Origin of the sequence: Thauera sp. (assembly GCF_035444905.1) — a bacterium.
In the GTDB taxonomy this organism is placed as follows: Bacteria; Pseudomonadota; Gammaproteobacteria; order Burkholderiales; family Rhodocyclaceae; genus Thauera.
In genome coordinates this window covers 16,501-41,065 of sequence record NZ_DAOMPS010000021.1, presented here as the reverse complement: position 1 = coordinate 41,065, position 24,565 = coordinate 16,501, and the positions used below count along the sequence as shown (strand labels likewise).

23 protein-coding genes are annotated in these 24,565 nt (G+C 67.8%); 11 read left to right on the top strand and 12 right to left on the bottom strand.

Features of this window, described 5'->3' with window-relative positions; all coding sequences use genetic code 11:
* Positions 1 to 163: 163 nt before the first annotated feature.
* Positions 164 to 1,045, bottom strand: coding sequence for an HDOD domain-containing protein (locus PLC66_RS11205; protein WP_324540365.1), 882 nt, complete (start codon positions 1,043 to 1,045; stop codon positions 164 to 166).
* A gap of 30 nt (positions 1,046 to 1,075) precedes the next feature.
* Positions 1,076 to 2,077, bottom strand: a complete 1,002-nt coding sequence (locus PLC66_RS11200) for a cation diffusion facilitator family transporter (RefSeq protein ID WP_324540363.1) — start codon at positions 2,075 to 2,077, stop codon at positions 1,076 to 1,078.
* Positions 2,078 to 2,282: 205 nt separating this feature from the next.
* Here PLC66_RS11200 and PLC66_RS11195 point away from each other — a divergent pair, with 205 nt between their 5' ends.
* Positions 2,283 to 3,134 (top strand): endonuclease/exonuclease/phosphatase family protein, encoded by an 852-nt coding sequence (locus tag PLC66_RS11195; RefSeq protein ID WP_324540361.1) that lies wholly within the window; start codon positions 2,283 to 2,285, stop codon positions 3,132 to 3,134.
* Between the two features lie 45 nt (positions 3,135 to 3,179).
* On the opposite strand, the gene PLC66_RS11190 is transcribed toward PLC66_RS11195, so the two are convergent.
* From PLC66_RS11190 to PLC66_RS11180, 3 genes are all read right to left on the bottom strand, one after another.
* Positions 3,180 to 3,992 (bottom strand): DUF2189 domain-containing protein, encoded by an 813-nt coding sequence (locus PLC66_RS11190; RefSeq protein ID WP_324540359.1) that lies wholly within the window; start codon positions 3,990 to 3,992, stop codon positions 3,180 to 3,182.
* 56 nt (positions 3,993 to 4,048) lie between these two features.
* Positions 4,049 to 4,843, bottom strand: coding sequence for an alpha/beta fold hydrolase (locus tag PLC66_RS11185; protein WP_324540357.1), 795 nt, complete (start codon positions 4,841 to 4,843; stop codon positions 4,049 to 4,051).
* Positions 4,844 to 4,949: 106 nt separating this feature from the next.
* A complete protein-coding gene (locus PLC66_RS11180; RefSeq protein ID WP_416164157.1) occupies positions 4,950 to 5,162 on the bottom strand; it encodes a YdcH family protein in 213 nt (70 codons plus the stop codon).
* Positions 5,163 to 5,347: 185 nt separating this feature from the next.
* Here PLC66_RS11180 and greB point away from each other — a divergent pair, with 185 nt between their 5' ends.
* The 8 genes from greB (at position 5,348) to PLC66_RS11140 (ending at position 14,764) form a co-directional block, all read left to right on the top strand.
* Positions 5,348 to 5,911: a transcription elongation factor GreB gene (greB, locus tag PLC66_RS11175; RefSeq protein ID WP_324540355.1), complete on the top strand. Its 564-nt coding sequence runs from the start codon at positions 5,348 to 5,350 to the stop codon at positions 5,909 to 5,911.
* 155 nt (positions 5,912 to 6,066) lie between these two features.
* On the top strand, positions 6,067 to 7,698 hold the full coding sequence (locus PLC66_RS11170; protein WP_324540353.1) for a methyl-accepting chemotaxis protein: 1,632 nt from the start codon (positions 6,067 to 6,069) through the stop codon (positions 7,696 to 7,698).
* A gap of 91 nt (positions 7,699 to 7,789) precedes the next feature.
* On the top strand, positions 7,790 to 9,727 hold the full coding sequence (htpG, locus tag PLC66_RS11165) for a molecular chaperone HtpG (protein ID WP_324540351.1): 1,938 nt from the start codon (positions 7,790 to 7,792) through the stop codon (positions 9,725 to 9,727).
* Between the two features lie 327 nt (positions 9,728 to 10,054).
* Positions 10,055 to 10,822, top strand: a complete 768-nt coding sequence (locus tag PLC66_RS11160) for an ABC transporter ATP-binding protein (RefSeq protein WP_324540349.1) — start codon at positions 10,055 to 10,057, stop codon at positions 10,820 to 10,822.
* Between the two features lie 18 nt (positions 10,823 to 10,840).
* The gene (locus tag PLC66_RS11155) at positions 10,841 to 11,563 is read left to right on the top strand and encodes an ABC transporter ATP-binding protein (RefSeq protein ID WP_324540347.1); all 723 of its coding nucleotides are present in this window, start codon (positions 10,841 to 10,843) and stop codon (positions 11,561 to 11,563) included.
* A gap of 60 nt (positions 11,564 to 11,623) precedes the next feature.
* Positions 11,624 to 12,838 carry an ABC transporter substrate-binding protein gene (locus PLC66_RS11150; RefSeq protein WP_324540345.1) on the top strand — a complete coding sequence of 405 codons (1,215 nt, stop codon included), beginning with the start codon at positions 11,624 to 11,626 and terminating at the stop codon, positions 12,836 to 12,838.
* A gap of 69 nt (positions 12,839 to 12,907) precedes the next feature.
* Complete coding sequence (locus PLC66_RS11145; protein WP_324540343.1) at positions 12,908 to 13,789, top strand: branched-chain amino acid ABC transporter permease; 882 nt, start codon at positions 12,908 to 12,910, stop codon at positions 13,787 to 13,789.
* A 24-nt stretch (positions 13,790 to 13,813) separates the two neighbouring features.
* The gene (locus PLC66_RS11140; protein WP_324540341.1) at positions 13,814 to 14,764 is read left to right on the top strand and encodes a branched-chain amino acid ABC transporter permease; all 951 of its coding nucleotides are present in this window, start codon (positions 13,814 to 13,816) and stop codon (positions 14,762 to 14,764) included.
* Between the two features lie 4 nt (positions 14,765 to 14,768).
* Here PLC66_RS11140 and PLC66_RS11135 read toward each other — a convergent pair whose 3' ends face one another.
* The gene (locus PLC66_RS11135; protein WP_324540340.1) at positions 14,769 to 16,268 is read right to left on the bottom strand and encodes a chloride channel protein; all 1,500 of its coding nucleotides are present in this window, start codon (positions 16,266 to 16,268) and stop codon (positions 14,769 to 14,771) included.
* 181 nt (positions 16,269 to 16,449) lie between these two features.
* On the opposite strand from PLC66_RS11135, the gene PLC66_RS11130 reads away from it, so the two are divergent.
* The gene (locus PLC66_RS11130) at positions 16,450 to 16,953 is read left to right on the top strand and encodes a MarR family winged helix-turn-helix transcriptional regulator (RefSeq protein ID WP_324540339.1); all 504 of its coding nucleotides are present in this window, start codon (positions 16,450 to 16,452) and stop codon (positions 16,951 to 16,953) included.
* 112 nt (positions 16,954 to 17,065) lie between these two features.
* On the opposite strand, the gene PLC66_RS11125 is transcribed toward PLC66_RS11130, so the two are convergent.
* Genes PLC66_RS11125 through PLC66_RS11115 form a run of 3 tightly spaced genes read right to left on the bottom strand, consistent with a single transcriptional unit; the run spans position 17,066 to position 20,514 of the window.
* Positions 17,066 to 18,244: a vWA domain-containing protein gene (locus PLC66_RS11125; RefSeq protein ID WP_324540338.1), complete on the bottom strand. Its 1,179-nt coding sequence runs from the start codon at positions 18,242 to 18,244 to the stop codon at positions 17,066 to 17,068.
* Positions 18,245 to 18,275: 31 nt separating this feature from the next.
* Positions 18,276 to 19,649, bottom strand: coding sequence for an EAL and HDOD domain-containing protein (locus PLC66_RS11120; protein ID WP_324540336.1), 1,374 nt, complete (start codon positions 19,647 to 19,649; stop codon positions 18,276 to 18,278).
* Between the two features lie 13 nt (positions 19,650 to 19,662).
* Positions 19,663 to 20,514, bottom strand: a complete 852-nt coding sequence (locus tag PLC66_RS11115) for an AAA family ATPase (RefSeq protein ID WP_324540334.1) — start codon at positions 20,512 to 20,514, stop codon at positions 19,663 to 19,665.
* A gap of 149 nt (positions 20,515 to 20,663) precedes the next feature.
* Between PLC66_RS11115 and PLC66_RS11110 the strand changes: the two genes are divergently transcribed.
* Positions 20,664 to 21,710 carry an RNA methyltransferase gene (locus tag PLC66_RS11110; RefSeq protein WP_324540332.1) on the top strand — a complete coding sequence of 349 codons (1,047 nt, stop codon included), beginning with the start codon at positions 20,664 to 20,666 and terminating at the stop codon, positions 21,708 to 21,710.
* A gap of 29 nt (positions 21,711 to 21,739) precedes the next feature.
* On the opposite strand, the gene PLC66_RS11105 is transcribed toward PLC66_RS11110, so the two are convergent.
* From PLC66_RS11105 to PLC66_RS11095, 3 genes are read right to left on the bottom strand one after another with little or no spacing between them, the layout of a single operon-like run.
* Entirely contained in the window at positions 21,740 to 22,207 is a 468-nt protein-coding gene (locus PLC66_RS11105) for a DUF411 domain-containing protein (protein ID WP_324540330.1), read from the bottom strand.
* Complete coding sequence (locus PLC66_RS11100) at positions 22,204 to 23,673, bottom strand: heavy metal sensor histidine kinase (protein ID WP_324540328.1); 1,470 nt, start codon at positions 23,671 to 23,673, stop codon at positions 22,204 to 22,206. The genes PLC66_RS11105 and PLC66_RS11100 overlap by 4 nt, the downstream gene beginning before the upstream one ends.
* On the bottom strand, positions 23,670 to 24,350 hold the full coding sequence (locus PLC66_RS11095; protein ID WP_324540326.1) for a heavy metal response regulator transcription factor: 681 nt from the start codon (positions 24,348 to 24,350) through the stop codon (positions 23,670 to 23,672). The genes PLC66_RS11100 and PLC66_RS11095 overlap by 4 nt, the downstream gene beginning before the upstream one ends.
* Positions 24,351 to 24,565: the final 215 nt, after the last annotated feature.

Sequence of the window (24,565 nt, the reverse complement as noted above, 5' to 3'; positions counted from 1 at the left end):
GGTCTTGGAACGGACTGAAGAATAGCGCGGAAACCCCATTTTCGCAAAAAAATAAAATATAATAAAAACAATAACTTGTAAATTTAGATTGTGCTATGAAGTTTTGTGATGCACTAGATGTAGTAGGGAAAAGCGTGGGGTCTTGTGCGCCTAATCCCAGTGTTTACGCGGGTTTGGGCGGTGTCCGGGCGGACCTGGCCGTGGTCGGGAAGAACAGCGCAAGGTAGGCCGCCAGGTTGAGCTCGGCTTCCTCGCGGATGCCTGCGAGCTGTTCGGGTGCGAGGCCGAGCAGTTCCCAGGTCCCGGCGTCGAGCTGCGCGGCGGCGTCGGCGCTGGCGCTGTTCGCGGCCTCAGCGCCGACGATGCAGCGTGACAGGCTGAGCACGGCGGCATCGACGCTGAACTCTCCGCCGAGGCGGGGGCGCAACTGGGTGCCGATCGCGCCGGCGAAGCAGGGCGGCAACTGCCAGCGGTCGGCCAGCGCCGCGCCGATCTCGGCGAAGTCGCAGCCAACGATGCGCCGCTCGGCCGCGTCGAGCGCCTCGTCGTCGTGTGTGGCTGCGGCAAGGGCTTCGGCCGCAAGTTCGGGCACGGTCTGGTACAGCACCAGGTGACCGATGTCCGCGAGCAGGCCGATCACGAACAGGCGCTCACTGCTCGCCATCTGCGCCTGGCGTGCGGCGGCGCGGCTGGCAAGGCCGTTGAGCACGCTGTTGTGCCAGAAGCGGCGCATGTCGAGCCGCGCCGGGCGTACGCCGGCAAAGACCGCGTGCAGCGACATCGCCAGCACCAGGTCGTGCACCTGCTGCAGGCCGAGCAACTGCACGGCACGATCGACGGAATCGATGCGGCCGCGATAGCCGAACATCGCGCTGTTGACCAGCCTCAACAGCCTGGCGGTGAGGGCCGGGTCCGCCGCAACCAGGCGGGCGACCTCGGCGACCGAGCCGGTGGGCGATTCGAGCTGTTCGCGCACCCTATCGTAGACATCGGGGAGCGAAGTGAGAGCTTCAATCTGGCTGACCAGTTCCTGCGCGGAGTGCATGGGGCGCGTCCTGTGCGTGATTGGGGCGGATTATCCCTCAGCACTGCGCCCGCGCGGCGCGCGCGGTGAAAACACCAGCGGCTGGGCAGGTGGGAGCTCGGGCTGCAGCGTCACATGCTCGATGCCGAAGCGCTCCTGCAGCATCGTGCGCAAGGCGGCCAGCACCGTCGGCCAGCGCCGCGCGTCGGCGAGCACCACATGGGCGGAGAGTGCGGTACGGCGCGAGTCCAGGCTCCAGATGTGCAGATCATGCACCGAACGCACGTCGGGCACCGCCGCCATGGCGCGCCCGACATCGGGCAGCGAGACGCCTTCGGGCACGCCTTCGAGCAGGGTGTGCACCACGCGTCGCAGCAGGCTCATCGTGGAGAACAGGATCAGCCCGCAGATCAGCATCGTCAGCAGCGGGTCGATCGGCGTCCAGCCGCTGAACTGGATCACCAGGCCGGAGGCGAGCGCGGCCACCGAGCCGAGCAGGTCGCCCATCACATGCAGCAAGGCGCCGCGCGTGTTGAGGTCGGCCTCGCCGCGGGTGAGCAGCCAGGCGACGACGAGGTTGAGCACCAGCCCGCCGAGCGCGACCACGATCACGGCCTCGCCGAGAATGGGGCGCGGCTCGAGCAGGCGGTCGATGGCGTGCCAGACGAGGCCGCCGACCACGGCCAGCATCAGCAGGCTGTTGACCAGCGCCGCCAGCGCCTCGACGCGGCGCAGGCCGTAGGAGTGGCGGTGCGAGGGCGCACGCAGGGCGACGCGCGCGGCGATGGCGGCGAGGCCGAGCGACATCGCGTCGGTGAGCATGTGGCCGGCGTCGCCGAGCAGGGCGAGCGAACCCGACCACCAGCCCGCGATCGCCTCGACGGCGGCAAAGCCGAGGGTCAGCGCCAGCGCTAGCGGCAGGAAGCGGCTGGCGCTGTGGTCATGGTGGTGGTGTTGGTGGCCGTGCTCGTGACTGCGGTGCGGATGGCCATGACCGTGCCCGTGGTCGTGATCATGGTCCTCGTGGTGCTCCTGGCCGTACGCCTTTGGCATCGAAACGCATCCTGTGGATCGCAAGGCTCCGATTATGCCCCCGCCCGGCTGGCAGGGATGAACCCCGGTGCGGCGATCAGGGCTCGGTCGAGCAGGCCGGCGCACGCGAGGGGCGGGAGACGAAGGTCGGGCATCGAGGCAGAATCGCATCTTCTGGCGCGACGGCCGCGGAGAGCGCACGTCGCGCATTCCCGGGGGAGACGACATGAAAGTGCTGAGCTGGAACATTCAGTGGGGCCGCGGGGCCGATGGCCGCGTCGATCTGGCGCGCACGGTGGCGGCGATCCACGCCGCGGGCAGCTTCGACGTGATCTGCCTGCAGGAGGTCGCCCTGAACTTTCCCGGCCTGCCCGGCGGGGTGTGCGAGGACGGCGTGGAGAGGCTCGCGGCCGCTTTTCCCGCTTACGAGGCGGTGTTCGGCGCCGGCATGGATGTGCCCGACGGTGGCGGTGGCCGGGCCCGCTTCGGCAACCTGATCCTGTCGCGCCTGCCGGTGGGTCAGGTTTTCCGCCACCTGCTGCCCGCGCCGGCAGACGCGACGGTGCCGAGCATGCAGCGCGTGTGTGTCGAGGCGGTGGTGACGGCCGCCTTCGGGCCGCTGCGCATCATGACCACGCATCTGGAGTACTACTCGCAGCGCCAGCGCCGTGCCCAGGCCGAGGCCTTGCGCGCCTTGCAGTGCGAGGCGGCCGGGCAGGCAGTGGCGCCGTCCGCGGGCAAGGAATCGAATCCGGCTTTTGCAGCGTGGCCACGGCCGGGCGCTGCGGTGCTGTGTGGCGACTTCAACTGTGAGCCCGACTCGGATGAGCACCGCCGCATGCAGGTGGCCCTCGACGGTGGCCTGCCGAGCTGGCAGGACGCCTGGCGCGCGCTGCACCCCGGTCGCCCACATGCGCCGAGCGTCGGCCTGCATGGCGCCGAATGGCCCGATCGCGCCTACTGTTGCGACTTCTTCTTCGTCAGCACCGACCTCGCGCCGCGCTTGCGCGCGCTGCGGGTGGTGGCCGACACGCCGGCCTCCGACCACCAGCCGGTGGTGCTGGAACTGGCCGACTGAGCGCTTGCGCCGCGGGCCTGCGCCAGTGGCGGCGCGCCGCGGCGGTCATGCCGGCTCAAGCGGCTCGATGAGGTCGCGATAGGCATGCCAGGTGGCGTGGCCGAGCAGGGGCATGACCACGATCAGGCCGACGTGGAAGCTGATGAAGCCGATCAGCGTCAGGCTGACGATCAGGAAGGCCCACACCAGCATCGGTCCGGGATTGGTCAATAGCGCGTTGAAGCTGGCGATCATCGCGCTGATCGCATCCTGGTTGCGGTCGAGCATCAGGGGGATCGACACCACGCTGGCCGCGAAGGCAACGAAGGCGAAGATGAAGCCGACACCGAAATACGCGGCCAGGAACTCGAGGTTCTGCAGGCTCACGACCTGGCCGATGAAGTCGGACAGCGTCGGCAGCTCGTTGGTGTAGAAGAGTGCGAACACGATCATCGAGGCGCGCGCCCAGACCAGGAAGACGACACCGAGCACGACCGCGAATACGCCGATGTTGCCAGCGTTGCGCCGCCATACGGTGAGCGTCGGCGCCAGCCTCGGCGATTCGCCACACTCGCGCCGGCGGCTGATCTCGTACAGGCCCATGGCGAGCAGGGGGCCGATGAGCAGGAATCCGGCCGTGAGTGCGGAGGTGTATTCGTAGGCGCGGCGAAACACCATGGTGATCAGCAGGCCCATGCCCGCGAGGCAGAAGCCATAGAACAGGCTGGGAATCGGGCAGGCCTTGAGGTCGCGCGCGCCTCGCCCGATCCAGCGCAGCGGCGCACCGATCGATACCTCGCGCACGCGCGGGAAGGGCGGGCCGGGGTCGTCCTCCTTGCGGCCGTCGACCCGGGGTGGGGCATCGTTGTGCGTCGCCATGCGTGTCTCCTGTGGGGTGTTGCTGGACTGCCGAGCGGGGTCTGCCTTTCTGCCAGCTAGGCTTGTCCCCGCAGGGCCTGGATCAGTGCGTCGGGTGCTTCCTGCATCATGGCGTGCCCGCAGCGGGCAAGCACGATCAGGTGCGCCGGGCAGGCGCCGGCCTGAAGTGCGGCGAGCAGCGGCTGGGCGCTCTCGGCAGGCGTCATGCGATCGAGCTCGCCACACACCAGCAGGGTCGGGCAGCGTACCTGGCCGGCGGCGGCGAGGCCCGCCTGCCAGTCGTTGCAGGCGGCGAGATCGGCGCCGAGCGCCGGCCCGCCCTGCTGCTGCATGCGGGCGAGGTTGGCGGTGGCGAGGGCGAGGCGGCGCCCCTCGCCGAGGACTTCGGCGGGGGCAAAGGAGAATTTGTTGATCAGGGCCCAGGCGCGCTCGGGTTCGGTGTGTGCCGCCTCGAGCAGGAAAGGGGAGACCGGCATCGGTGCGCTGGTGCCGACGAGGTAGAGTCCTTGCACACGTTGCGGCGCTGCGGCCGCGATGGCGAGGGCGACCAGCGAGCCCATGCTGTGGCCGCCCACCCGGAAGGCTTCGAGATCGAGCGCGTTGGCCAGCGCGAGGACCCAGTCGGCCATCGCCTCGATGCTCGCCAGCGGCGTGCCGGAGGATCCCCCGTGCGCCGGCAGGTCGGGGGCGAACACATGCTCGCCCGCCGCCGCCAGCCCGGCAGCGATTTCGTCCCACACGCCGTGGTCGTGACCGGCGCCGTGGATCAGCAGCAGGGATGTGGCTGAGGCGGACGGCGCGCCGTATTCATGCACGCTGACGCGCTGTCCATTGACTTCGAGTTCTCTCATTGCAGGCATCGTCGCTTGTGACGTGAGTGGAGGGCGGTGGGGGCGGCAGGCGCCGGGGGGCGAGCCCGGCAACGCGGGCTGCGTGGGTCGACCGGGCAGGACTGGATCAGGCCCGCTCGTCGGGTTCGAGCATGTGCTCGATGGCGGTGATGCGGTCCTTGAGTGCGAGCTTGCGCTTCTTGAGCCGGCGCAGCATCAGCTCGTCTTCGGACGGTGCCTCGGCCAGGCGGGCGATGGCCTCGTCCAGGTCGCGGTGTTCGAGGCGCAGTTCAGCCAGGCGGGAACGCAGGCTGGTCACTTCGTTGAAGGTTTCGTCCATCAGGCTCCCCTACCTCAGTCACGCTGGCGATCCCCTGCCGCGGCCCCGTTCATCGTGCCGGCAATGGTATGCGCGGGCGCAGGCAATGACAACTTCACATGCGCCCATCCCGCCGGGCCGCGCGGCGTGGCGTGTAGCGGCCGGATTCCTTAACATGCGCGCTTCACGAACAGGGGGTGCAGCAAGTGAACAAGGCTTTCGTGAAAGAAGCTGACGGCAGCGCGGCGGACGAGGACGAAGAGGCCCTCGCCGCCGGGCCGCGCCTGCCGGCCGGCAGCAAGAACTACATGACGCGGCGCGGCTATGACGCCTTGCGCGTCGAACTCGACCAGCTCGTGCGCATCGAGCGCCCCAAGCTGGTCGAGACCGTGGCCTGGGCCGCTGGCAACGGCGACCGCTCGGAGAACGGCGACTACATCTACGGCAAGAAGCGCCTGCGCGAGATCGACCGCCGCATCCGCTTCCTGATCAAGCGCATCGAGAGCGCCGAAGTGGTCGACCCGGAGCGCCAGCAGGGGCTGGAGCAGGTGTTCTTCGGCGCCACGCTGAGCTTCTGCGACCTCGAGACCGAGGAGGAGCAGACCTGGCAGATCGTTGGCGTCGATGAGGCCGATGCCACGCAGGGTCGGATCAGCTGGATCTCGCCCCTGGCGCGCGCAGTGCTCAAGGCCCGCGTGGGCGACGTGGTGCGTTTCCAGAGCCCGGCCGGGATGCGCGAGATCGAGATCGTCGACGTGCAGTATCTCTAGCGGCGCCTGCGGCGGCGGCGCGCCGCGGCGGAAATTCCTCAAGCTGGGCAGCCTGCGGCCGTAAGGCCAGAGGGTGAGGCGGGAGCGCGGTGCAAGACCGCGACTCGCGCCCGGCAGGGCGGTCAGCACGGATCGCCCATTGAGGAACGAGGGATATGAAGCTGAATTCAATGAAGGTTGGCCAACGGCTGGCACTGATCCTGGTGATCGCGCTGATTGGGATGCTCGCGCTGGCGTTTGCCGCGCTGCAAGGGAGCCGCACACAGATGGAAGAAGCCGCTGCGCGTGCGGTGCAGGGGCAGGTGGAGGTCGCCCATGGCCTCATCGCGCACTTCGAAGCGCTCGAGCGCGCCGGTGCAATGAGCCGTCGCGAGGCGCAGGAGGCGGCGCGGGCAGCGCTGCGCGGCCTGCGCTACCAGGGCAGCGAGTACTTCTGGGTCAACGACAGCCGTCCGGTGATGATCATGCACCCGGTGCGTCCCGAGCTGGAAGGCCAGTCGCTGGGCGACAGTCGTGATCCCAGGGGTAAGGCGCTGTTCCTCGAGTTCGTCCGTGTTGCGCAGGGTGAGGGCGCCGGTTTCGTCGATTACATGTGGCCGAAGCCGGGTTCGGAGCAGCCGCAGCCGAAGCTGTCCTTCGTCAAGTATTTCCCGGCCTGGGACTGGATCGTCGGTACCGGTGTCTATGTGGATGACATCGATGATCGCTATGCACGCGAGGCGCTCGGCTTCGCGGCCCTGGTCGGTGGCGCGCTGTTGCTGCTCGCGCTGGTGGTGTGGCGAGTCATCCGCAGCATCACGATGCAGCTCGGCGGCGAGCCCGGCTATGCCTCGGACATCATGAGCCGTGCCGCCGGCGGCGAACTGAACGTGGACGTGCGCGCCCGGGGCGGGGCGGACAGCCTGCTTGGCGCGCTGGCCTCGATGCTGCGCCAGATCAGCATGATGGTGCGCGACATCGGCCACAGCGCCGACCGGGTCACCGACAGTTCGCGGGAGATCGCCAGTGTGTCGCGCTCGGTTTCGGAGGCCTCGCTGTCGCAGACCGATGCCACCGCCTCGATCGCGGCGGCCATCGAGCAGATGACGGTCAGTGTCGAACAGATCTCGGACAGCGCGCGCAGCGCCGAAGCGAACTCCTCGCGCAGCGCGGAGCTGGCACAGGACGGCGCCGGCAAGGCCGAGCGCGCAGCCGGCGAGATGCAGTCGATCGCCGCCACTGTGGGTGACGCGGCGCAGAAGATCAATGACCTGGTGAGCCGCGCCGACGAGGTTGGAACCATTGCCCATGTGATCAAGGAGATCGCCGGTCAGACCAATCTGCTCGCCCTCAACGCGGCGATCGAAGCAGCGCGGGCTGGCGAGCAGGGGCGTGGTTTCGCCGTCGTCGCCGACGAGGTGCGAGGCCTGGCCGAGCGCACCGCGTCCGCCACGGTGCAGATCGAGCAGGTCATCGCCGGCATCCAGAGCGAGACGCGGGCGACGGTGGCGGCGATGTCGACGGTGTCGAACCGGGTCGATAGTGGCGTCGGCCTGGTGATCGAGGCGACCGACTCCCTGCGCGAGATTCGCAGCGGCACCGAGGAGGCGCTGGGCCGGATTCGCGAGGTGGCGTACGCGACCAGCGAACAGAGCGCCGCTGCCACCGAGATTGCGCGCCGCGTCGAGCAGATCACGCGCATGGCCGAGGACACCAGCGGCGCGATGCGCGCGGTGGTGGCATCGGTCGAGCAGCTCGAGGGGCTGGCGGGCACGCTCAATGCGTCGGTCGGGCGCTTTCGCTGTTGAGTCGGGGGCGGGCGCGCGGGCTTGAAAATCACCCCGGCCGCCCCCAGTTGGAGCTTCGTCCGCATCAACAGTTAGACGGAGCCCCAGCGACATGTCCGAAACCCACACCGCACCCTCCCAGACCCTGAACTTCCAGGCCGAGGTGAAGCAGCTGCTTCACCTGATGATCCACTCGCTGTATTCGAACCGCGAGATCTTCCTGCGCGAACTGGTCTCCAACGCTTCCGATGCCTGCGACAAGCTGCGCTTCGAGGCGCTCGACAACGGCGCGCTGTACGAAGGCGATCCCGAGCTGAAGATCCGCATCGGCTTCGACGCCGAGGCGAAGACCATCACCATCGCCGATAACGGCATCGGCATGAGCCGCGACGAGGCCATTGCCCATCTCGGTACCATCGCCAAGTCGGGCACGCGCGAGTTCTTCGGCCAGCTCACCGGCGACCAGAAGAAGGACGCCAACCTGATCGGCCAGTTCGGTGTGGGCTTCTACTCCGCCTTCCTCGTCGCCGACCGCGTCACCGTGCTCACCCGCCGCGCCGGCCTGGCCGCGGGCGAGGGCGTGAAGTGGGAATGCTCGATGGCGGGCGACGAGGCCGGCGCCTACACCGTGGCGCAGGTCGACAAGGCCGACCGTGGCACCGAGATCACCCTGCACCTGCGCGACGGCCAGGAAGACCTGCTGTCGTCGTGGAAGCTGAAGAGCCTGATCCGCAAGTACTCCGACCACATCGTGCAGCCCATCGTGATGAAGAAGGAGGAATGGAACGAGGAGCAGAAGGCCCAGGTGCTGACCGACGAGGACGAGACCGTCAACCAGGCCAATGCGCTGTGGACGCGGTCGAAGAACGACATCACGGAAGACGAGTACAAGGGCTTCTACAAGCACGTCGCCCACGACTTCGAGGACCCGCTGGCGTGGACCCACTCGCGCGTCGAGGGCCGCCACGAATACACCAACCTGCTCTACATCCCGAAGAACGCGCCCTTCGACCTGTGGGACCGCAACGCCCGGCACGGCATCAAGCTCTACGTGAAGCGCGTCTTCATCATGGATGACGCCGAGAAGCTGACGCCGACCTACCTGCGCTTCGTGCGCGGCGTGGTCGATTCGGCCGACCTGCCGCTCAACGTGTCGCGCGAGATCCTGCAGGAAAGCAAGGACATCGAGTCCATCCGCTCGGGCTGCACGAAGAAGGTGCTGACCCTGCTCGAGAGCCTCGCGAACAGCGATGAGGCCGCCGACAAGGACAGGTACGCCGAGTTCTGGAAGGCCTTCGGCAAGGTGCTCAAGGAAGGCGTCGGCGAGGACTTCGCCAACAAGGAGAAGATCGCCGGCCTGCTGCGCTTCGCCTCGACCAAGCTCGATACCGCGGACGAGGTGGTGTCGCTGGCCGACTACATCGCGCGCATGAAGGAAGGCCAGGACAAGATCTACTTCGTCACCGCCGAGACCTTCAACGCGGCGAAGAACAGTCCGCATCTCGAGGTGTTCCGCAAGAAGGGCATCGAGGTGCTGTTGCTCTCCGACCGCGTCGATGAGTGGGTGACTGGCAACCTGACCGAGTTCGATGGCAAGCCGCTGGTGTCGGTCGCCAAGGGCGGCCTGGATCTGGGTGCGCTCGAGGACGAGGCCGAGAAGCAGGAAGCCGAGAAGGCCGCCGACGAGTACAAGGAACTGCTCGACAGGATGAAGGCGAGCCTGGGCGAGCGCGTCAAGGACGTCAAGGTGACCCTGCGCCTGACCGACTCGCCCGCCTGCCTGGTGGCCGACGAGCACGACCTCGGCATGAACCTGGCGCGCATCCTGAAGGCGGCGGGCCAGAACGCACCGGTCTCCAAGCCCATCCTCGAGATCAACCCCAGCCACCCGGCGGTGCTGCGCCTGAAGTACGAGGACAAGCATTTCGACGACTGGGCCGCGGTGCTGTTCGATCAGGCCCTGCTCGCCGAGGGCGGCACGCTCGATGATCCGGCCACCTTTGTCAAGCGCATCAACCAGTTGATGATGGCGATGAGCGGCAATCACTGAGCATCCGGCGCCTGCCCGTTGGCAGGCGCCGCGGTCACCGGCATGGGGCGCCCGCAGTGCATGCGGGCGCCCCATTTTCGTGCGCGCACAGGGCTGCCTGCGGCTTGATCCGCGTCACATATCAGGCCGCACTCATATCGGGGCAAACCGCAGGTTGACGCTACTCGCGGGTGCCGCAAGACTCGGGGCAGAACAAGCACAAGTTCCTGTGGGGAGACACGCGTGCGCCCGCATGCCCATTTGCCAGCATCCACGCAGCATCCTGCCGTAGCCGTCCTGTCATCTTTCTGGCCGATCCTGTCGCCTGCCGAACGGAGGCCGTGAGCGATGAGCGACTACATTCTCGAAACCCGTGGCCTGACGAAGGAGTTCAAGGGCTTCGTCGCCGTCGCGGACGTCAATCTGAAGGTGCAGAAGGGCCACATCCACGCCCTGATCGGCCCCAACGGTGCCGGCAAGACCACCGTCTTCAACCTGCTCACCAAGTTCCTGCCGCCCACCGCGGGCGAGATCCTGTTCGAGGGCAAGGACATCACGCGCGAGGCGCCGGCGGTGACCGCGCGCCGCGGCATGGTGCGCTCGTTCCAGATCTCGGCCACCTTCCCGCACCTCACCGTGCTCGAGAACGTGCGCATCGGCCTGCAGCGCAAGCTCGGCACCGAGTTCCACTTCTGGCGCTCGGCGAAGTCGCTCGACGTGCTCAACGACGAGGCCATGGCCCTGCTCGAATCGGTGGACCTGACCCAGTTCGCCGACACCCTCACCGCCGAGATGCCCTATGGGCGCAAGCGCGCGCTCGAGATCGCGACCACGCTGGCGCTGGAGCCGCGCATGATGCTGCTCGACGAGCCGACCCAGGGCATGGGCAACGAGGACATCAGCCGCGTCGTCGCCCTCATTCGCAAGGTGTCGGCCAACCGCACCATCCTGATGGTCGAGCACAACCTGTCGGTGGTCGCCGACCTGTGCGACCGCATCACCGTGCTGACCCGCGGCAGCGTGCTTGCCGAGGGCACCTATGCCGAAGTGTCGAAGAACCCGAAGGTGCTCGAGGCCTACGTCGGTTCGGACGACATGAGCGACGCTCACCACTGATCCCCCTCCCGGACAGCCATGACCAGTGCCTTCAATCCTCATCCGGAGATGCTCCGGATCCACGACCTGCACGCCTTTTACGGCGAATCGCACATCCTGCACGGCATCGACCTGCAGGTGGCGCGCGGCGAATGCGTGACCCTGCTCGGGCGCAACGGCTCGGGGCGCTCGACCACCCTCAAGTCGGTGCTCGGCCTGGTCGGCCGCCGCAGCGGCTCGATCATGGTCAACGGCCGCGAGGTCATCGACGAGCCCACCCACCGCATGGCGCGCTACGGCATCGGCTACGTGCCCGAGGAGCGCGCGATCTTCGCCTCGCTCAGCGCCGAGGAGAACCTCACGCTGCCGCCCCAGGTGGCGAGCGGCGGCATGTCGGTCGAAGAGATCTACCGCATGTTCCCCAATCTGCTCGAGCGCCGCAGCAGCCCGGGCTCGAAGCTGTCGGGCGGCGAGCAGCAGATGCTGGCGATGGCGCGCGTGCTGCGCACCGGGGCCAAGCTGCTGCTGCTCGACGAGATCACCGAGGGACTGGCGCCGGTGATCGTCAAGAAGCTCGGCGAGGTCATCGTCGAGCTCAAGTCACGCGGCTTCACCATCGTCATGGTCGAGCAGAACTTCCGCTTTGCCGCGCCGCTCGCCGACCGCCACTACGTGCTCGAGCACGGCGAAATCATTGCCACCATCACCGCGGCCGAACTGCCCGGGAAGATGGACTGGCTACACCAGACGCTCGGGGTCTGAGCCGACGCGACGACCCCACGCGTAATTTCATCAATACCAAACTCAGGACGGAGACACACGATGGCGATGAAGAAACTGACCACGCTGGCTTGCGCAGCGGCGTTCGCAACCCTTTCCGGTGCTGCCCAGGCGCAGATCTCCGGGGGCACCGTGAAGATCGGCGTACTGACCGACATGTCGGGCACCTACTCCGACCTGGCCGGCGCCGGCGCGGTGCTGGCGACCCAGATGGCGATCGAGGACTTTATCGCCGAGGCCAAGCCCGACTTCAAGGTCGAGATGGTGTCCGCCGACCACCAGAACAAGGCCGACATCGCCTCCAACAAGGCGCGCGAGTGGTTCGAGCGCGAGGGCGTCGACACTGCGACCGAGCTGGTCACGACCTCGACCGCACTGGCGGTGATGAAGATCGCCAAGGAGATGAACCGCGTCGCGCTGATGAGTGGCCCGGCCTCGACGCCAATCACCAACGAGCAGTGCAACGACGTCACCGTGCATTACACCTACGATACCTATGCGCTTGCCAACGGCACCGCCAAGGCGGTGACGCAGCAAGGCGGCGACACCTGGTTCTTCCTCACCGCCGACTATGCCTTCGGCCAGGCGCTGGAGAAGGATTCGTCGGCGGTCGTGACGGCCAACGGCGGCAAGGTGCTGGGCTCGGTGCGCCATCCCTTCCCGGCTTCGGACTTCTCGTCCTTCCTGCTGCAGGCGCAGGCTTCGGGGGCCAAGATCATCGGCCTCGCCAATGCCGGCGCGGATACCACCAACGCCATCAAGCAGGCGGCCGAGTTCGGCGTCACGCCCAAGCAGTCGCTGGCCGGCCTGCTGATGTTCATTTCCGACGTCCATTCGCTGGGCCTGAACAACACCCAGGGCATGTATCTGACCACCGGTTTCTACTGGGACTTCGATGACGACACCCGGGCCTGGTCGAAGCGCTTCTTCGACAAGCAGAAGCGCATGCCGACCATGGTCCAGGCGGGCCAGTATTCGTCGGTGCTGCACTACCTGCGTGCGGTGAAGGCCGCCGGCACGGACGAGGCGGGCAAGGTGATGGCACAGATGAAGGCGACGCCGATCAACGACTTCTTCGCCAAGAACGGCCGCATCCGCGAGGATGGCCGCATGGTGCACGACATGTATCTGGCCCAGGTGAAGAGCCCGGACGAGTCAAAGTACCCGTGGGACTACTACCACATCCGCCAGACCATCCCCGCGGAAGAGGCCTTCCAGCCGCTGTCCGAGTCGCGCTGCCCGCTGGTCAAGAAGTGAGCTGATCGCCTTTCGGTCCGGTAATCGTGTCGCTCCGGGGCGCTGGCCGTCCCGGAGCGGGAGTCGCACATGGAAATCTTCGGTGTCCCCAGCGCGCTGCTTGGCAGCCAGCTGCTGATCGGCCTGATCAACGGTTCGTTCTACGCCATCCTGAGCCTTGGCCTGGCGATCATCTTCGGCCTGCTCAACATCATCAACTTCACCCATGGCGCGCAGTACATGATGGGCGCCTTCGTGGCGTGGATCGCGCTCAACAAGTTCGGCATCAACTACTGGGTCGCGCTGCTGCTCGCGCCGGTGGTGATCGGCGCGCTCGGCGTCGTGATCGAGCGCACCATGCTGCGCAAGCTCTACAAGCTCGATCACCTGTATGGGCTGCTGCTCACCTTCGGCCTGGCGCTCATCTTCGAGGGTGTGTTCCGCGACCAGTACGGCATCTCGGGGCAGTCCTACCCGGTGCCGGAGCTGCTGCAGGGCGGGGTGAATCTCGGCTTCATGTTCCTGCCCATCTACCGGGGCTGGGTGGTGGTCGCCGCGCTCACCGTGTGCTTTGCGACCTGGTTCATCATCGAGAGGACCAAGCTCGGGGCCTACCTGCGCGCAGGCACCGAGAACCCGCAGATCGTGCAGGCGCTGGGCATCAACGTGCCGCTGCTGATCACCTTCACCTATGGCTTCGGCGTTGCGCTGGCGGCCTTCGCCGGCGTGCTCGCGGCGCCGATCTACCAGGTCAGCCCGCTGATGGGCTCCAACCTGATCATCGTCGTGTTCGCGGTCGTCGTCATCGGCGGCATGGGCTCGATCATGGGCTCCATCCTCACCGGCCTCGGTCTCGGCCTGATCGAGGGGCTCACCAGGGTGTTCTATCCCGAGGCTTCCGCCGTGGTCGTGTTCGTGATCATGGTGATCGTGCTGCTGGTGCGACCCGCCGGCCTGTTCGGCAAGGCCTGACGCTGCGAAAGAGGTGAATCGTTCATGACCAACAATTCGATGTTCTCCCGCGCCACGCCCTACCTGTTCGCGGCCCTGTTCGTGATCGGGCTGATCGCGCCGTTCACGATGTACCCGACCTTCCTGATGAAGATCCTGTGCTTCGGGCTGTTCGCCTGTGCGTTCAACCTGCTGCTGGGCTTTGCCGGCTTGCTGTCCTTCGGTCACGCCGCCTTCCTCGGCAGCGCGGGCTACGTGTGTGGCATGCTGGTGCGCGACGTGGGCGTGACGCCGGAAATCGGCATCATCGGCGGCACCCTGGCCGCGGCGGCGCTGGGCTGGGTGTTCGGCGTGCTGGCGATCCGGCGCACCGGCATCTACTTCGCGATGATCACGCTCGCGCTGTCGCAGATGGTGTATTTCATCGTGCTGCAGGTGAAGGCCACCGGCGGCGAAGACGGCCTGCAGGGTGTGCCCCGCGGCCATCTGTTCGGCATCATCGACCTGTCGAACAACATCGCCATGTACTACCTGGTGTTCGCCGTGTTCTGCATCGGCTTCTTCATCATCTACCGCGCCATCAACTCGCCCTTCGGCCAGATCCTGAAGGCGATCCGCGAGAACGAGCCGCGCGCGATCTCGCTCGGCTACGACGTCGCCCGGTTCAAGCTGCTGGCCTTCGTGCTGTCGGCCTCGCTCGCCGGCATGGCGGGGGCGACCAAGACGCTGGTGTTCCAGCTCGCCTCGCTCACCGACGTGCATTGGCACATGTCGGGCGAGGTCGTGCTGATGACCCTCCTCGGTGGGCTCGGCACGGTGCTCGGGCCGCTCGTCGGCGCGGCCACCATCGTGTCGCTGCAGAGCGAGCTCGCCGACCGCGTCGGCTCCTGGGTGACGGTGATCATGGGCGTGATCTTCGTCGTGTGCGTGCTGCTGTTCCGGCGCGGCATCGTCGGCGAGTTGCAGGCCTTGATCGAGCGCGCGGGTATTCGCTGAGGCCTTAGCTCGGCGGCGGTCGCTGTTCCGTGGTGGTCGGGCCGGGCGCATCCGGTCTGACTTCGGGCGCCGGCTCTGTCGCCGGAGCCGACGCATTCTCGAGTGCTGCGGCCTGTGGCACGGGCGGCGCGCTGGCGGGCTTCAGCCGCTTTTCGGCACGCCGCAGCCAAGGATGGGCGAGGGCGTGATAGAGCGGTACCGGCGCGACCGAGCGCGACACGCCGTGTGCGACCACCGCAGTCGCCATCAGCGGTAGCAGCATCTGGTGGTTGGCGGTCATCTCCATGACGATGACGAAGGAGGTGATTGGCGTCTGCGTCATTGCCGCCAGGAAGGCGACCATGCCCAGCACCAGGATGGCGGGATCGGACTCGCCGGGCAGCAGCAGCGCGATGTCCGAGCCCAGCCCGGCCCCCACCGCCAGCGCGGGGGCGAAGATACCGCCGGGGATGCGCGAGATGAAGGCGAGCCAGATCACCGCCATCTTCATCACCATGAAGGCTGCGGGCAGCGCCGTGCTGCCTTCGAGCGCGGCCTTGGACTCGGCATAACCCGTGCCGTAGGTGAGCCCGCCACTTGCCAGGCCGATGATGCCGGTCGCCAGGCCACAGGCAGCGGCGAAGGCCACCGGACGCTCCAGGGCAAAGACGCCGACGCGCCCGGGCAGGCCGCGCGAGGAGGCGATCAGCAGACGCGAGAATCCGCCTCCGAGCAGTCCGCCCGCCACCCCGCAGGCCAGCACCGGCCAGATGCCGTCGGGCCAGCTGATGCTGGCCAGGGTGCGGCCGAAGTAGGTGTAGTTACCCAAGACCGCAAGCGAGATCAGGCCGGCGAAGATGACCGCCGTGAGGGTGGTGCTGTTGGCGCGGAAGGCGCGATAGCGGCACATCTCCTCGATTGCGAACATGATGCCGCCGAGCGGGGTGTTGAAGGCCGCCGCCACGCCCGCGCCACTGCCGGCGATGATGAGGTCGCGGCTCGAGGCGATCCGACGACGGCGCTTGCGGCTCGCCAGCATGTGCATGATCGAGGCGCCGATCTGCACCGATGGCCCCTCACGGCCGATGGAGGCGCCCGACAGCAGACCACCGAGGGTCAGGAAGACCTTGGCGATGGCGATGCGGAAGGACAGCAACTGCTTGCGCACGCGGCCGTCGTCCGACATCGAGGCCGCGATCGCCTGCGGGATGCCGCTGCCCTCGGTGCCCGGGAACAGGCGCCGCGATACCCAGGCCAGTGCGGCGAAGCCGGCCGGCGCGATGATCAGGCTCAGCCAGGGACGCTCGCGCATCAGGCCGGCGTGGGTCGCGATCGCCAGTTCGGCGCCGATCGCGAAGGCGATCGCGATCAGTCCGGCCAGCAATGCCGCACCCACCAGCAACAGGCGCACCCGCCAGCGCCGCAGCGACAGCCACGGCAGGGCGTAGCGCCGGCCTCCGCGCGCCAGGCGGCGCAAACTCCAGCGCGAGGACGAAGGGGATTCGGGGCTTTGCTCGGCGCTCATCGGGCTCTCTGTTGCGACGCGTGGGACGCTGCCTACCTGCATTTGCGCGGTCGCGGCGCCAATATTGTGCCGTGCTGCACATGCGAAAAGTGAACGATATCGCTACCATACGCGCAGCGGCAGCGAGTGATGTTCTTTTGACAATGATGCTTTGAGCAAATATAGTTCCGGCGAGATTCGAATGGCAGAAACGCAACAGAAACCGAAGAAGCCGGCAGCCCCGGTGACCCCCTTGTCCGTACTTCAGCGCTTCAGAATCCTGATCCGTACCGCCCAGCGGCATTCGCAGTGGATCGAGCGCCAGAGCGGCGTCACCGGCGCCCAGCTGTGGGCCCTGCAGGAACTGAGCGAGAGCGCGGGTCTGCGGGTGGGCGAGCTTGCCAACCGCATGGCATTGCACCAGTCGACCACCTCCAACATGGTCGACCGACTGGAGACGGCGGGCCTGCTGCGCAAGGAGCGCACCAGCGCCGACCAGCGGGTGGTGCGCCTGTATCTCACCGAGGAAGGCTCGGCACTGCTTGCACGCGCACCCTCGCCGGCGCGCGGCGTGCTTCCCGAGGCGCTGCGCCTGATGGACGAGGAAGGCCTGCAAAGCCTGCAGAGCGAACTCGACAAGCTGCTGCGCCAGATCAAGAACCTCGACGAGGGCTTCGGCATGCAGCCCCTGCCGTTTACCGAATAAGCGACGCGCCGCCGAGCACGGGCGGAGTGTCCCGACCGTGTTCTACACAGTGCCTTGCATTTGTGCGGACAGCAGCTTGAGCGGCCCAGGAGGCCGCTCTTTTTTCGTGCGCTCAGTGCCGGCGCGACAGGCCCTGCATGGCACGCGACAGGCCGTCCAGCGTCATCGGGTACATGCGTCCGCCGACGATCTGGTGGATGAGCTCGATCGACTTGCGGTAGGCCCACAGGCGCTCGGGCTCGGGGTTGAGCCAGGCTGCGGCCGGATAGGCGTCGAGCAGCCGGCGCAGCCAGGTGGCACCCTGCTCGGCGTTCATGTGCTCGACCGAACCGTGCGGATGAAGGATCTCGTAGGGGCTCATGGTCGCATCGCCGACAAAGATCAGCTTGTAGTCGGCACCATACTTGTGGATCACGTCCAGCACCGGCGTGCGCTCGGTGTGGCGGCGGCGGTTGTCGCGCCACACCCCTTCGTACACGCAGTTGTGGAAGTAGAAGTACTCGAGGTGCTTGAACTCCAGCCTGCATGCCGAGAACAGTTCCTCGCACACCTTGATGTGGTCGTCCATCGAGCCGCCGACGTCGAGGAAGAGCAGGACCTTGACCGCATTGTGGCGCTCGGGGCGCATCATCAGGTCGAGCCAGCCGGCATTGCGCGCCGTTGCAGCGATCGTGCCGTCGAGGTCCAGCTCCTCGGCCGCACCCTGGCGTGCGAAACGACGCAGCCGGCGCAGCGCGACCTTGATGTTGCGCGTACCCAGCTCGACCGCATCGTCGAGGTTGCGGAACTCGCGCTTGTCCCACACCTTGACCGCCGTGCGATTGCCTGCCGAATCGCCGCCCACGCGGATGCCCTCGGGGTGGGTGCCGTTGTTGCCGAAGGGCGAGCTGCCACCGGTGCCGATCCACTTGCTGCCCCCCTGGTGGCGACCTTTCTGCTCCTCGAGGCGCTTGCGAAACGTCTCCATCAGCTTGTCCCAGCCGAGCTTCTCGAGCTTGGCCTGCTCCTCGGGGCTGAGGTGCTTTCTCGCCATTGCCCGCAACCACTCCTCGGGCAGCTCGACGTCGAGCCCGGGCAGCTCGCTGACCCCCTTGAAGTACTCGCCGAAGGCCTGGTCGAAGCGGTCGTAGAGCGACTCGTCCTTGACCAGGCAGGTGCGCGCGTAATAGTAGAACTCGTCGATCGAGGGGCCGCAAACGTGTGCGCGCAGGCCCTCGAGCACGGTCAGGAACTCGCGTGTCGACACCGGCAGCTTGCGCGCCTTGAGATGCAGGAAGAAGTCGATCAGCATCGTCGGTCCTCGCCGTGGTCGCGGTCCATGACTAGTCCTGCACCTGCACGGCCCACGACAGCGCCTGCATGTGGCATTCGGAAGCCTGCCCGGGCTCGATGCCGGCGCGCTCGGCCGCGCTGCGGATGGTCTCGCCGTCCGCGCGCTCGCAGGCGATGGCGAGCTCGAGCAGGGGGAAGAGCGGGCCGCGGTTGCTGCGCAGTGCGGCATCGATGTCCGGACTCAGCGCCAGCGGGGCGAGCGCCTTGTCGAGCGGGACCTGCAGGATCACGTCGATCAGCGACAGCAGCCCGACCAGGAACAGCGAATCGCGCTCGCCGGCCGGCCGCTGTTCGCCGAGCAGTTCCATCAGGCGGCCACGCACGAGCGCCGTCTCGAGGGCCGCGCCGCCGCGCTCGTTGTGGCTCTCGGCACTGCAGACGAGCAGGATCAGCCAGCGGTAGAGCTTCTCGCGGCCGAGCAGGGTGATGGCGTTCTCGATCGACGACACGCGCTGCGGCAAGGCATTGGCGGCCGAGTTGATGTAGCGCAGCAGGCGCAGCGACAGCGCGGCGTCCTGCTTGAGCAGCTCGGCCAGCTCGCGCGAGTCGGCATCGCCGCGCAGGCGGGCGATCAGGGTGCCGATGCGCACCGTGTTGGGGCCGAGTTCGCGTTCGCGCCAGTCCTCGCGACTGGTGATGAAGGGGCCCTGGAACAGGTTGGCGCCAAGCTTGTAGCAGAAGCGGAACTCCTCGATCGAGGGCAGGCCGCGGACGAGCAGGCGCGCATTGGGCGCCACCTCTAGTGCGATGTTGCTCAGGCGCAGGCCGTGGCGGGCATCCAGCCCCTGGGCGTGGGCGATGATGAAATCGGCAAACGGCAGCAGGGGGGCGAATTCGCTGACCACATCCGGATCAAGCACGCCGAGCCGGAATCCGCGGGCGCGCAGCGCCTCGATCGTGGCGCGCAGGCCGTCGCCGTCGGGGGCGCCGGGGTCGGCATGTGCGGTGGGCACCAGGACCAGGTTCTTTGCCGGCAGGAGTGACAGGCAGGGGTCGGACAGGAAGGAGTCCGGGACGTCGATGAAGGCGAGACGATGGCCGAGCAGTTCGCCGATATCGGCATTGACCAGGCTGCGCACCAGCACCTCGGCATAGACGTGGTGCACCTTGCGGCTGCTGTGGCGGATGCGTGCACGCGTGCCCTCCTGCAGCATGAACTGGTAGCCGGCGATGCGCTGGTTGCGCCCGAGCACGGCCTCGCGGCACAGGAAGGTGACGAGCCTGTCCGGCCTTAGGTCGGGCGAGGCTTCGGCGCGCAGGGGGGCGTTGCGGTTGAGCTGCGCGAAGCCCTCGGCGTCCGCCGTCGGCGCGGCCGGTGCCGTGCGCGTGCGACCGAACAGCCAGGCGAGGAAGGCTTTGAACATCAGGCGCCTTCCCTCACCGGTTGTGGCGCGCCATGAACACCAGGCGCTCGAAAAGGTGCATGTCCTGCTCGTTCTTCAGCAGCGCGCCATGCAGGGGCGGAATCACGGTCTTGTTGTCCGTGCTGCGCAACGCCTCGGCCGGAATGTCCTCGGCGACCAGCAGCTTGAGCCAGTCGAGCAGCTCGGAGGTCGAGGGCTTCTTCTTCAGCCCGGGGATGTCGCGCAGGCCGAAGAAGACCTCGAGCGCCTCGGTCAGGAGATCCTTGCGGATCGCGGGGAAATGGACATCCACGATGCGCTGCATGGTGTCGCGGTCGGGGAAGCGGATGTAGTGGAAGAAGCAGCGCCGCAGGAAGGCGTCGGGCAGTTCCTTCTCGTTGTTCGAGGTGATGAAGACGATGGGGCGGTGGCGGGCCTGGATGGTCTGGCGCGTCTCGTACACATGGAACTCCATGCGGTCGAGCTCGCGCAGCAGGTCGTTGGGAAACTCGATGTCGGCCTTGTCGATCTCGTCGATCAGCACCACGGTCGGGCGCTCGGCCTCGAAAGCCTGCCACAGCACACCCTTGACAATGTAGTTGCCGATGTCCTTGACACGGTCGTCGCCGAGCTGCGAATCGCGCAGGCGCAACACCGCGTCGTACTCGTAGAGGCCTTGCTGCGCCTTGGTGGTGGACTTGATGTGCCACTGCAGCAAGGGCAGCCCGAGCGCGGCGGCGACCTCTTCGGCGAGCATGGTCTTGCCGGTGCCGGGTTCGCCCTTGATCAGCAGCGGCCGCTGCAGGCGGATCGCGGCGTTGACCGCGAGCATCAGGTCGGGGGTGGCGACGTAATCCTGGGAGCCTTCGAAGCGCAAAGCGGACATGCGGTGATCCTCGTATCGAACGGCTCGATTATAGGGCCGTCAGGGCCACTGCCATGCGCCCGGATCGGCAACATGCCTGCCTGCTGCGCGCGGGCCTCGGGCGGCCCGGGCCGTGATTCGCGGCTGCCGAGGTGCTAGCATCGCGCGCCATGAACATCGATGCCATCCGCCAGCGCCTGCGCGCACTCGGCGCCCGCCCCAGCCACGAGGCGCGCCTGCTTCGTGCCTGGCTGCAGGGTTTGGAGCTGGACGCCGGCCCGCGCACCGAATCCAACCGCCTGCCCAAGGTCCTGCAGGCCGCGCTGCCCGAGCTCGAGTCCGGACTGCGCGCGCTTGCCCGTGTGCGCTCCGAACACCCGGGCGAGGATGGCACCCGGCTGCTGGTCGAGCTCGCCGACGGTCAGACGGTGGAGAGCGTGCTGCTGCCGCGCGACGGGCTGTGCGTGTCCACCCAGCTCGGCTGTGCGGTGGGCTGCGTGTTCTGCATGACCGGCAAGGATGGGCTGCTGCGCCAGCTCGGCAGCGCCGAGATCGTCGCCCAGGTGGCGCTGGCGCGCCGGCTGCGCCGGGTGCACAAGGTGGTGTTCATGGGCATGGGCGAGCCGGCGCACAACCTTGACGCGGTGCTCGAGGCAATCGAGCTGCTCGGCACCGAGGGCGCGATCCCGCACAAGAACCTGGTGCTGTCGACGGTCGGGGACATGCGCGTGTTCGAGCGTCTGCCGCAGATGCAGGTGAAGCCCGCGCTCGCGCTCTCGCTGCACACCACGAAGTCGGAGCTGCGTGCGCAGCTGCTGCCTCGCGCGCCGCGCATCGACCCCGCGGAACTGGTCGAACTTGGCGAGGCCTGGGCGCGCGCCAGCGGCTATCCAATCCAGTACCAGTGGACGCTGATCCAGGGCATCAACGATGGCGAGGACGAGATCGACGGCATCGCGCGCCTGCTCGCCGGCAAGTACGCGGTGATGAACATGATCCCGTTCAACACCGTCGATGGGCTGGACTATCGCCGCCCGGACGCCGAGCGCGCGGCCGCGATCGCGCGCAGCCTGCACCGCCGCGGCATCCTCACCAAGCTGCGCCAGTCCGCCGGGCAGGACGTCGATGCCGGCTGCGGCCAATTGCGCGCCCGTGAGACCCGACTGGCCTTCGTGCGCCGCGAAGACAAGCGCGCGGCACGCGGCGCGATCGACTGATCGTCGCGTTGTCGCTCGCGTGCGCCCGCTCAGTGGCTGGCGAACACCGCCGTGTTGCCCTCGCCGTCGAAGCTCACCACGTCGTAGCGTTCGGCCGGATAGGGGCCTTCCATGCCGGGCGAGCCGAGCGGCATGCCGGGTGCCGAGATGCCGCTGACGGCGGGTTTGTCGGTCAGCATGCGCCTGACGTCGGCGGCGGGGACATGCCCCTCGACCACGTAGCCGCCGACCTTGGCCGTGTGGCAGGAGCCGAGCGCCTGCGGCACCCCGGCGTCGCGCTTGATCACGCCCATCTGGGTGGTGGCGACTTCCTTGACCTTGAAGCCGTGCTCGCGCATGTGCTCGGCCCACTTGCCGCAGCAGCCGCAGTTGGGATCCTTGTACATGACGACTTCGTCCTCGGCGGCGAAGGCTGGGGCGAGGGTGGCGAGGCCGAGCAGCGCTGCCGCGACGAGGCCGCGCAGGCTGGGCCGATCTGATCGGGTGGGAAGCTTCATGTTGCAGACTCCTGAAGGGATCCATGAGGCGCGGCAAGCTGCCGCGATGCGCCGCCATCGACGGGCAGGCGCAAGGTGAAGGTGGTGGTGCCGGTGTGCGGCGCGGACGCGGCGGCGCTGCTCGCCCAGATCCGTCCGCCGTGCGCGTGCACGATCGAGCGCGTGATCGCCAGGCCGAGGCCCGCGCCTTCGCCGTGACGCCGGCGGTCGGCGCTGCCGCGGTGGAAGCGGTCGAAGATGCGCTCGAGCTGTTCGGGCGGGATCGGCTCGCCGTCGTTGTCGATCCTGACTTCGGCCTCGCCGCCGTCGTGCCGCAGCCGGATGCGGATGCCGCCGCCGGCGGGCGTGTGGCGCAGCGCATTCGACAGCAGGTTGGAAAGCGCGCGGCGCAACATCAGGCGGTCGCCGCGTACGCTGGCCGCACCCTCGACCGTGATGCGCACCTCCTGCGCCTCGGCGAGCGCGTCGTAGAACTCGATCAGCGCTGCGGCCTCGTCTGCGAGGACCACGGTTTCGCTTGCGCGCGGCAGGCGGCCGTCTTCGGCCTGGGCGAGGAACAGCATGTCGGCGACCATGCGCGCGATGCGCTCGTACTCTTCCATGTTGGAGGCCAGCACCTCGCGGTACTCGTCCGCGCTGCGGCTGCGCGCCAGCGCGACCTGGGTCTGTGTCATCAGGTTGGACACGGGCGTGCGCAGCTCATGCGCGATGTCGGCGGAGAAGTCGGACAGGCGCCGGAAGGACGCCTCCAGCCGTGCCAGCATGCCGTTGAAGGCCTCGACCAGCTCGCGCACCTCGGCCGGTGCGGCGTCCTCGACCAGGCGCTCGCCGAGACGCTCGGCCGACAGATGGCGGGCGGTGGCCGTGACCCGTCGCAGCGGCGCCAGGCCGCGGTGGGCGGCGAGCCAGCCGAGCAGGGCGGCGGCGATGGCGGCGGCGGAGATCCCCAGCCACAGGCCGCGCCGCAGCTCGTCGAGAAAGTGGATGTGGTGCGAGATGTCGAGCGCCACCAGCGCAGTCAGCGCCTCGCCTGCCGCGCCTGTGCCGGCGGGCAGCTCGATGCGCGCCGCGCGGCCGATCACCTGATGGCCGTCCTGCGCCCACTCCGTGTTGCCGATCGGCATCTGGGCGCCGGCAAGCTGGGCGGGCGTGAAGAAGCCGGGATGGATCGCATGCAGCACGCGTCCGTCCGCGCCACGCAACAGCACCGCCACCATGTCGTGGCCGGCGAAGGCGTCGTCCAGGCGCAGCAGGCGCTCGGCCAGCGGCAGCCCTGGGTCCGCGCCCTGCACGAGGTTGGCGACCAGGGTGAGCTTGCCCACCAGCTCATGATCGTCCAGTTCCTGGAAGTGATGCTCCACCGCACGGCCGATGACGACGCCGACCGTGATCAGCAGGCTCGCCGTCAGCGCCGCGAACAGCAGCGCGAGGCGGGCGGTCAGCGACAGGCCGGGCGGTAGCCTCATGCCTCCTCCGCCGCCTCCAGCACATAGCCCATGCCGCGCACGGTGCGGATCAGCTTGGGCTCGAAGGGCTCATCCACCTTGGCGCGCAGCCGGCGCACCGCGACCTCGATGACGTTGGTGTCGCTGTCGAAGTTCATGTCCCACACCTGTGACGCGATCAGCGAGCGCGGCAGCACCTCGCCCTGGCGGCGCAGCAGCAGCTCGAGCAGGGCGAACTCCTTGGCGGTGAGCTCGATGCGCTGGCCGGCGCGGGTGGCGCGGCGGCGCAGCAGGTCGAGCTCGAGGTCGGCGGCGCGCAGCAGCTCGGGTTCCTTGCTGCGGCTGCGGCGCAGCAGGGTGCGCACGCGGGCGAGCAGTTCGGAGAAGGCGAAGGGCTTGACCAGGTAGTCGTCGGCGCCGAGTTCGAGCCCGCGCACGCGGTCTTCCACCTGGTCGCGCGCGGTCAGGAACAGTACCGGCATCTCGCGCCCGTTGCGGCGCAGGGCCTGCAGCACCCCCCAGCCGTCCAGCGTGGGCAGCATCACGTCGAGCACGACCAGGCCGTAGTCGCCGTTAAGCCCCAGGTGCAGGCCGTCCAGCCCGTCGCGGGCAAGATCGACGACGAAGCCGGCCTCGGCCAGGCCCTGGCGCAGGTAGTCTCCGGTCTTCGGTTCGTCTTCGACGATGAGGATCTTCATGGCCGGCATTGTGCCTCGCAGCGCCGGATGCGGATGAAACTGACAGGAATGTAATGCGGGCGTCAGCTTGGTGTAGGCGGGCGCTACCCATACTGCGATCGCTGAGCGGTCATGGGCTTCGGTTTGTCGCGGGTGCCGTCGTCCCCGCGAGGCGGCCGCAGGCCTTGCCCGGACACGCATTCACGGCGCCAGCCCGAGGCTTCAACAAGGAGAAG

What these genes read in the sequence shown, in the direction of transcription:
- PLC66_RS11205 (WP_324540365.1), bottom strand. Translation starts at nt 1,045, where the DNA reads ATGCACTCCGCGCAGGAACTGGTCAGCCAGATTGAAGCTCTCACTTCG.
- PLC66_RS11200 (WP_324540363.1), bottom strand. Translation starts at nt 2,077, where the DNA reads ATGCCAAAGGCGTACGGCCAGGAGCACCACGAGGACCATGATCACGAC.
- PLC66_RS11195 (WP_324540361.1), top strand. Translation starts at nt 2,283, where the DNA reads ATGAAAGTGCTGAGCTGGAACATTCAGTGGGGCCGCGGGGCCGATGGC.
- PLC66_RS11190 (WP_324540359.1), bottom strand. Translation starts at nt 3,992, where the DNA reads ATGGCGACGCACAACGATGCCCCACCCCGGGTCGACGGCCGCAAGGAG.
- PLC66_RS11185 (WP_324540357.1), bottom strand. Translation starts at nt 4,843, where the DNA reads ATGAGAGAACTCGAAGTCAATGGACAGCGCGTCAGCGTGCATGAATAC.
- PLC66_RS11180 (WP_416164157.1), bottom strand. Translation starts at nt 5,162, where the DNA reads ATGGACGAAACCTTCAACGAAGTGACCAGCCTGCGTTCCCGCCTGGCT.
- PLC66_RS11170 (WP_324540353.1), top strand. Translation starts at nt 6,067, where the DNA reads ATGAAGCTGAATTCAATGAAGGTTGGCCAACGGCTGGCACTGATCCTG.
- htpG (WP_324540351.1), top strand. Translation starts at nt 7,790, where the DNA reads ATGTCCGAAACCCACACCGCACCCTCCCAGACCCTGAACTTCCAGGCC.
- PLC66_RS11160 (WP_324540349.1), top strand. Translation starts at nt 10,055, where the DNA reads ATGAGCGACTACATTCTCGAAACCCGTGGCCTGACGAAGGAGTTCAAG.
- PLC66_RS11155 (WP_324540347.1), top strand. Translation starts at nt 10,841, where the DNA reads ATGACCAGTGCCTTCAATCCTCATCCGGAGATGCTCCGGATCCACGAC.
- PLC66_RS11150 (WP_324540345.1), top strand. Translation starts at nt 11,624, where the DNA reads ATGGCGATGAAGAAACTGACCACGCTGGCTTGCGCAGCGGCGTTCGCA.
- PLC66_RS11145 (WP_324540343.1), top strand. Translation starts at nt 12,908, where the DNA reads ATGGAAATCTTCGGTGTCCCCAGCGCGCTGCTTGGCAGCCAGCTGCTG.
- PLC66_RS11140 (WP_324540341.1), top strand. Translation starts at nt 13,814, where the DNA reads ATGACCAACAATTCGATGTTCTCCCGCGCCACGCCCTACCTGTTCGCG.
- PLC66_RS11135 (WP_324540340.1), bottom strand. Translation starts at nt 16,268, where the DNA reads ATGAGCGCCGAGCAAAGCCCCGAATCCCCTTCGTCCTCGCGCTGGAGT.
- PLC66_RS11130 (WP_324540339.1), top strand. Translation starts at nt 16,450, where the DNA reads ATGGCAGAAACGCAACAGAAACCGAAGAAGCCGGCAGCCCCGGTGACC.
- PLC66_RS11125 (WP_324540338.1), bottom strand. Translation starts at nt 18,244, where the DNA reads ATGCTGATCGACTTCTTCCTGCATCTCAAGGCGCGCAAGCTGCCGGTG.
- PLC66_RS11120 (WP_324540336.1), bottom strand. Translation starts at nt 19,649, where the DNA reads ATGTTCAAAGCCTTCCTCGCCTGGCTGTTCGGTCGCACGCGCACGGCA.
- PLC66_RS11115 (WP_324540334.1), bottom strand. Translation starts at nt 20,514, where the DNA reads ATGTCCGCTTTGCGCTTCGAAGGCTCCCAGGATTACGTCGCCACCCCC.
- PLC66_RS11110 (WP_324540332.1), top strand. Translation starts at nt 20,664, where the DNA reads ATGAACATCGATGCCATCCGCCAGCGCCTGCGCGCACTCGGCGCCCGC.
- PLC66_RS11105 (WP_324540330.1), bottom strand. Translation starts at nt 22,207, where the DNA reads ATGAAGCTTCCCACCCGATCAGATCGGCCCAGCCTGCGCGGCCTCGTC.
- PLC66_RS11100 (WP_324540328.1), bottom strand. Translation starts at nt 23,673, where the DNA reads ATGAGGCTACCGCCCGGCCTGTCGCTGACCGCCCGCCTCGCGCTGCTG.
- PLC66_RS11095 (WP_324540326.1), bottom strand. Translation starts at nt 24,350, where the DNA reads ATGAAGATCCTCATCGTCGAAGACGAACCGAAGACCGGAGACTACCTG.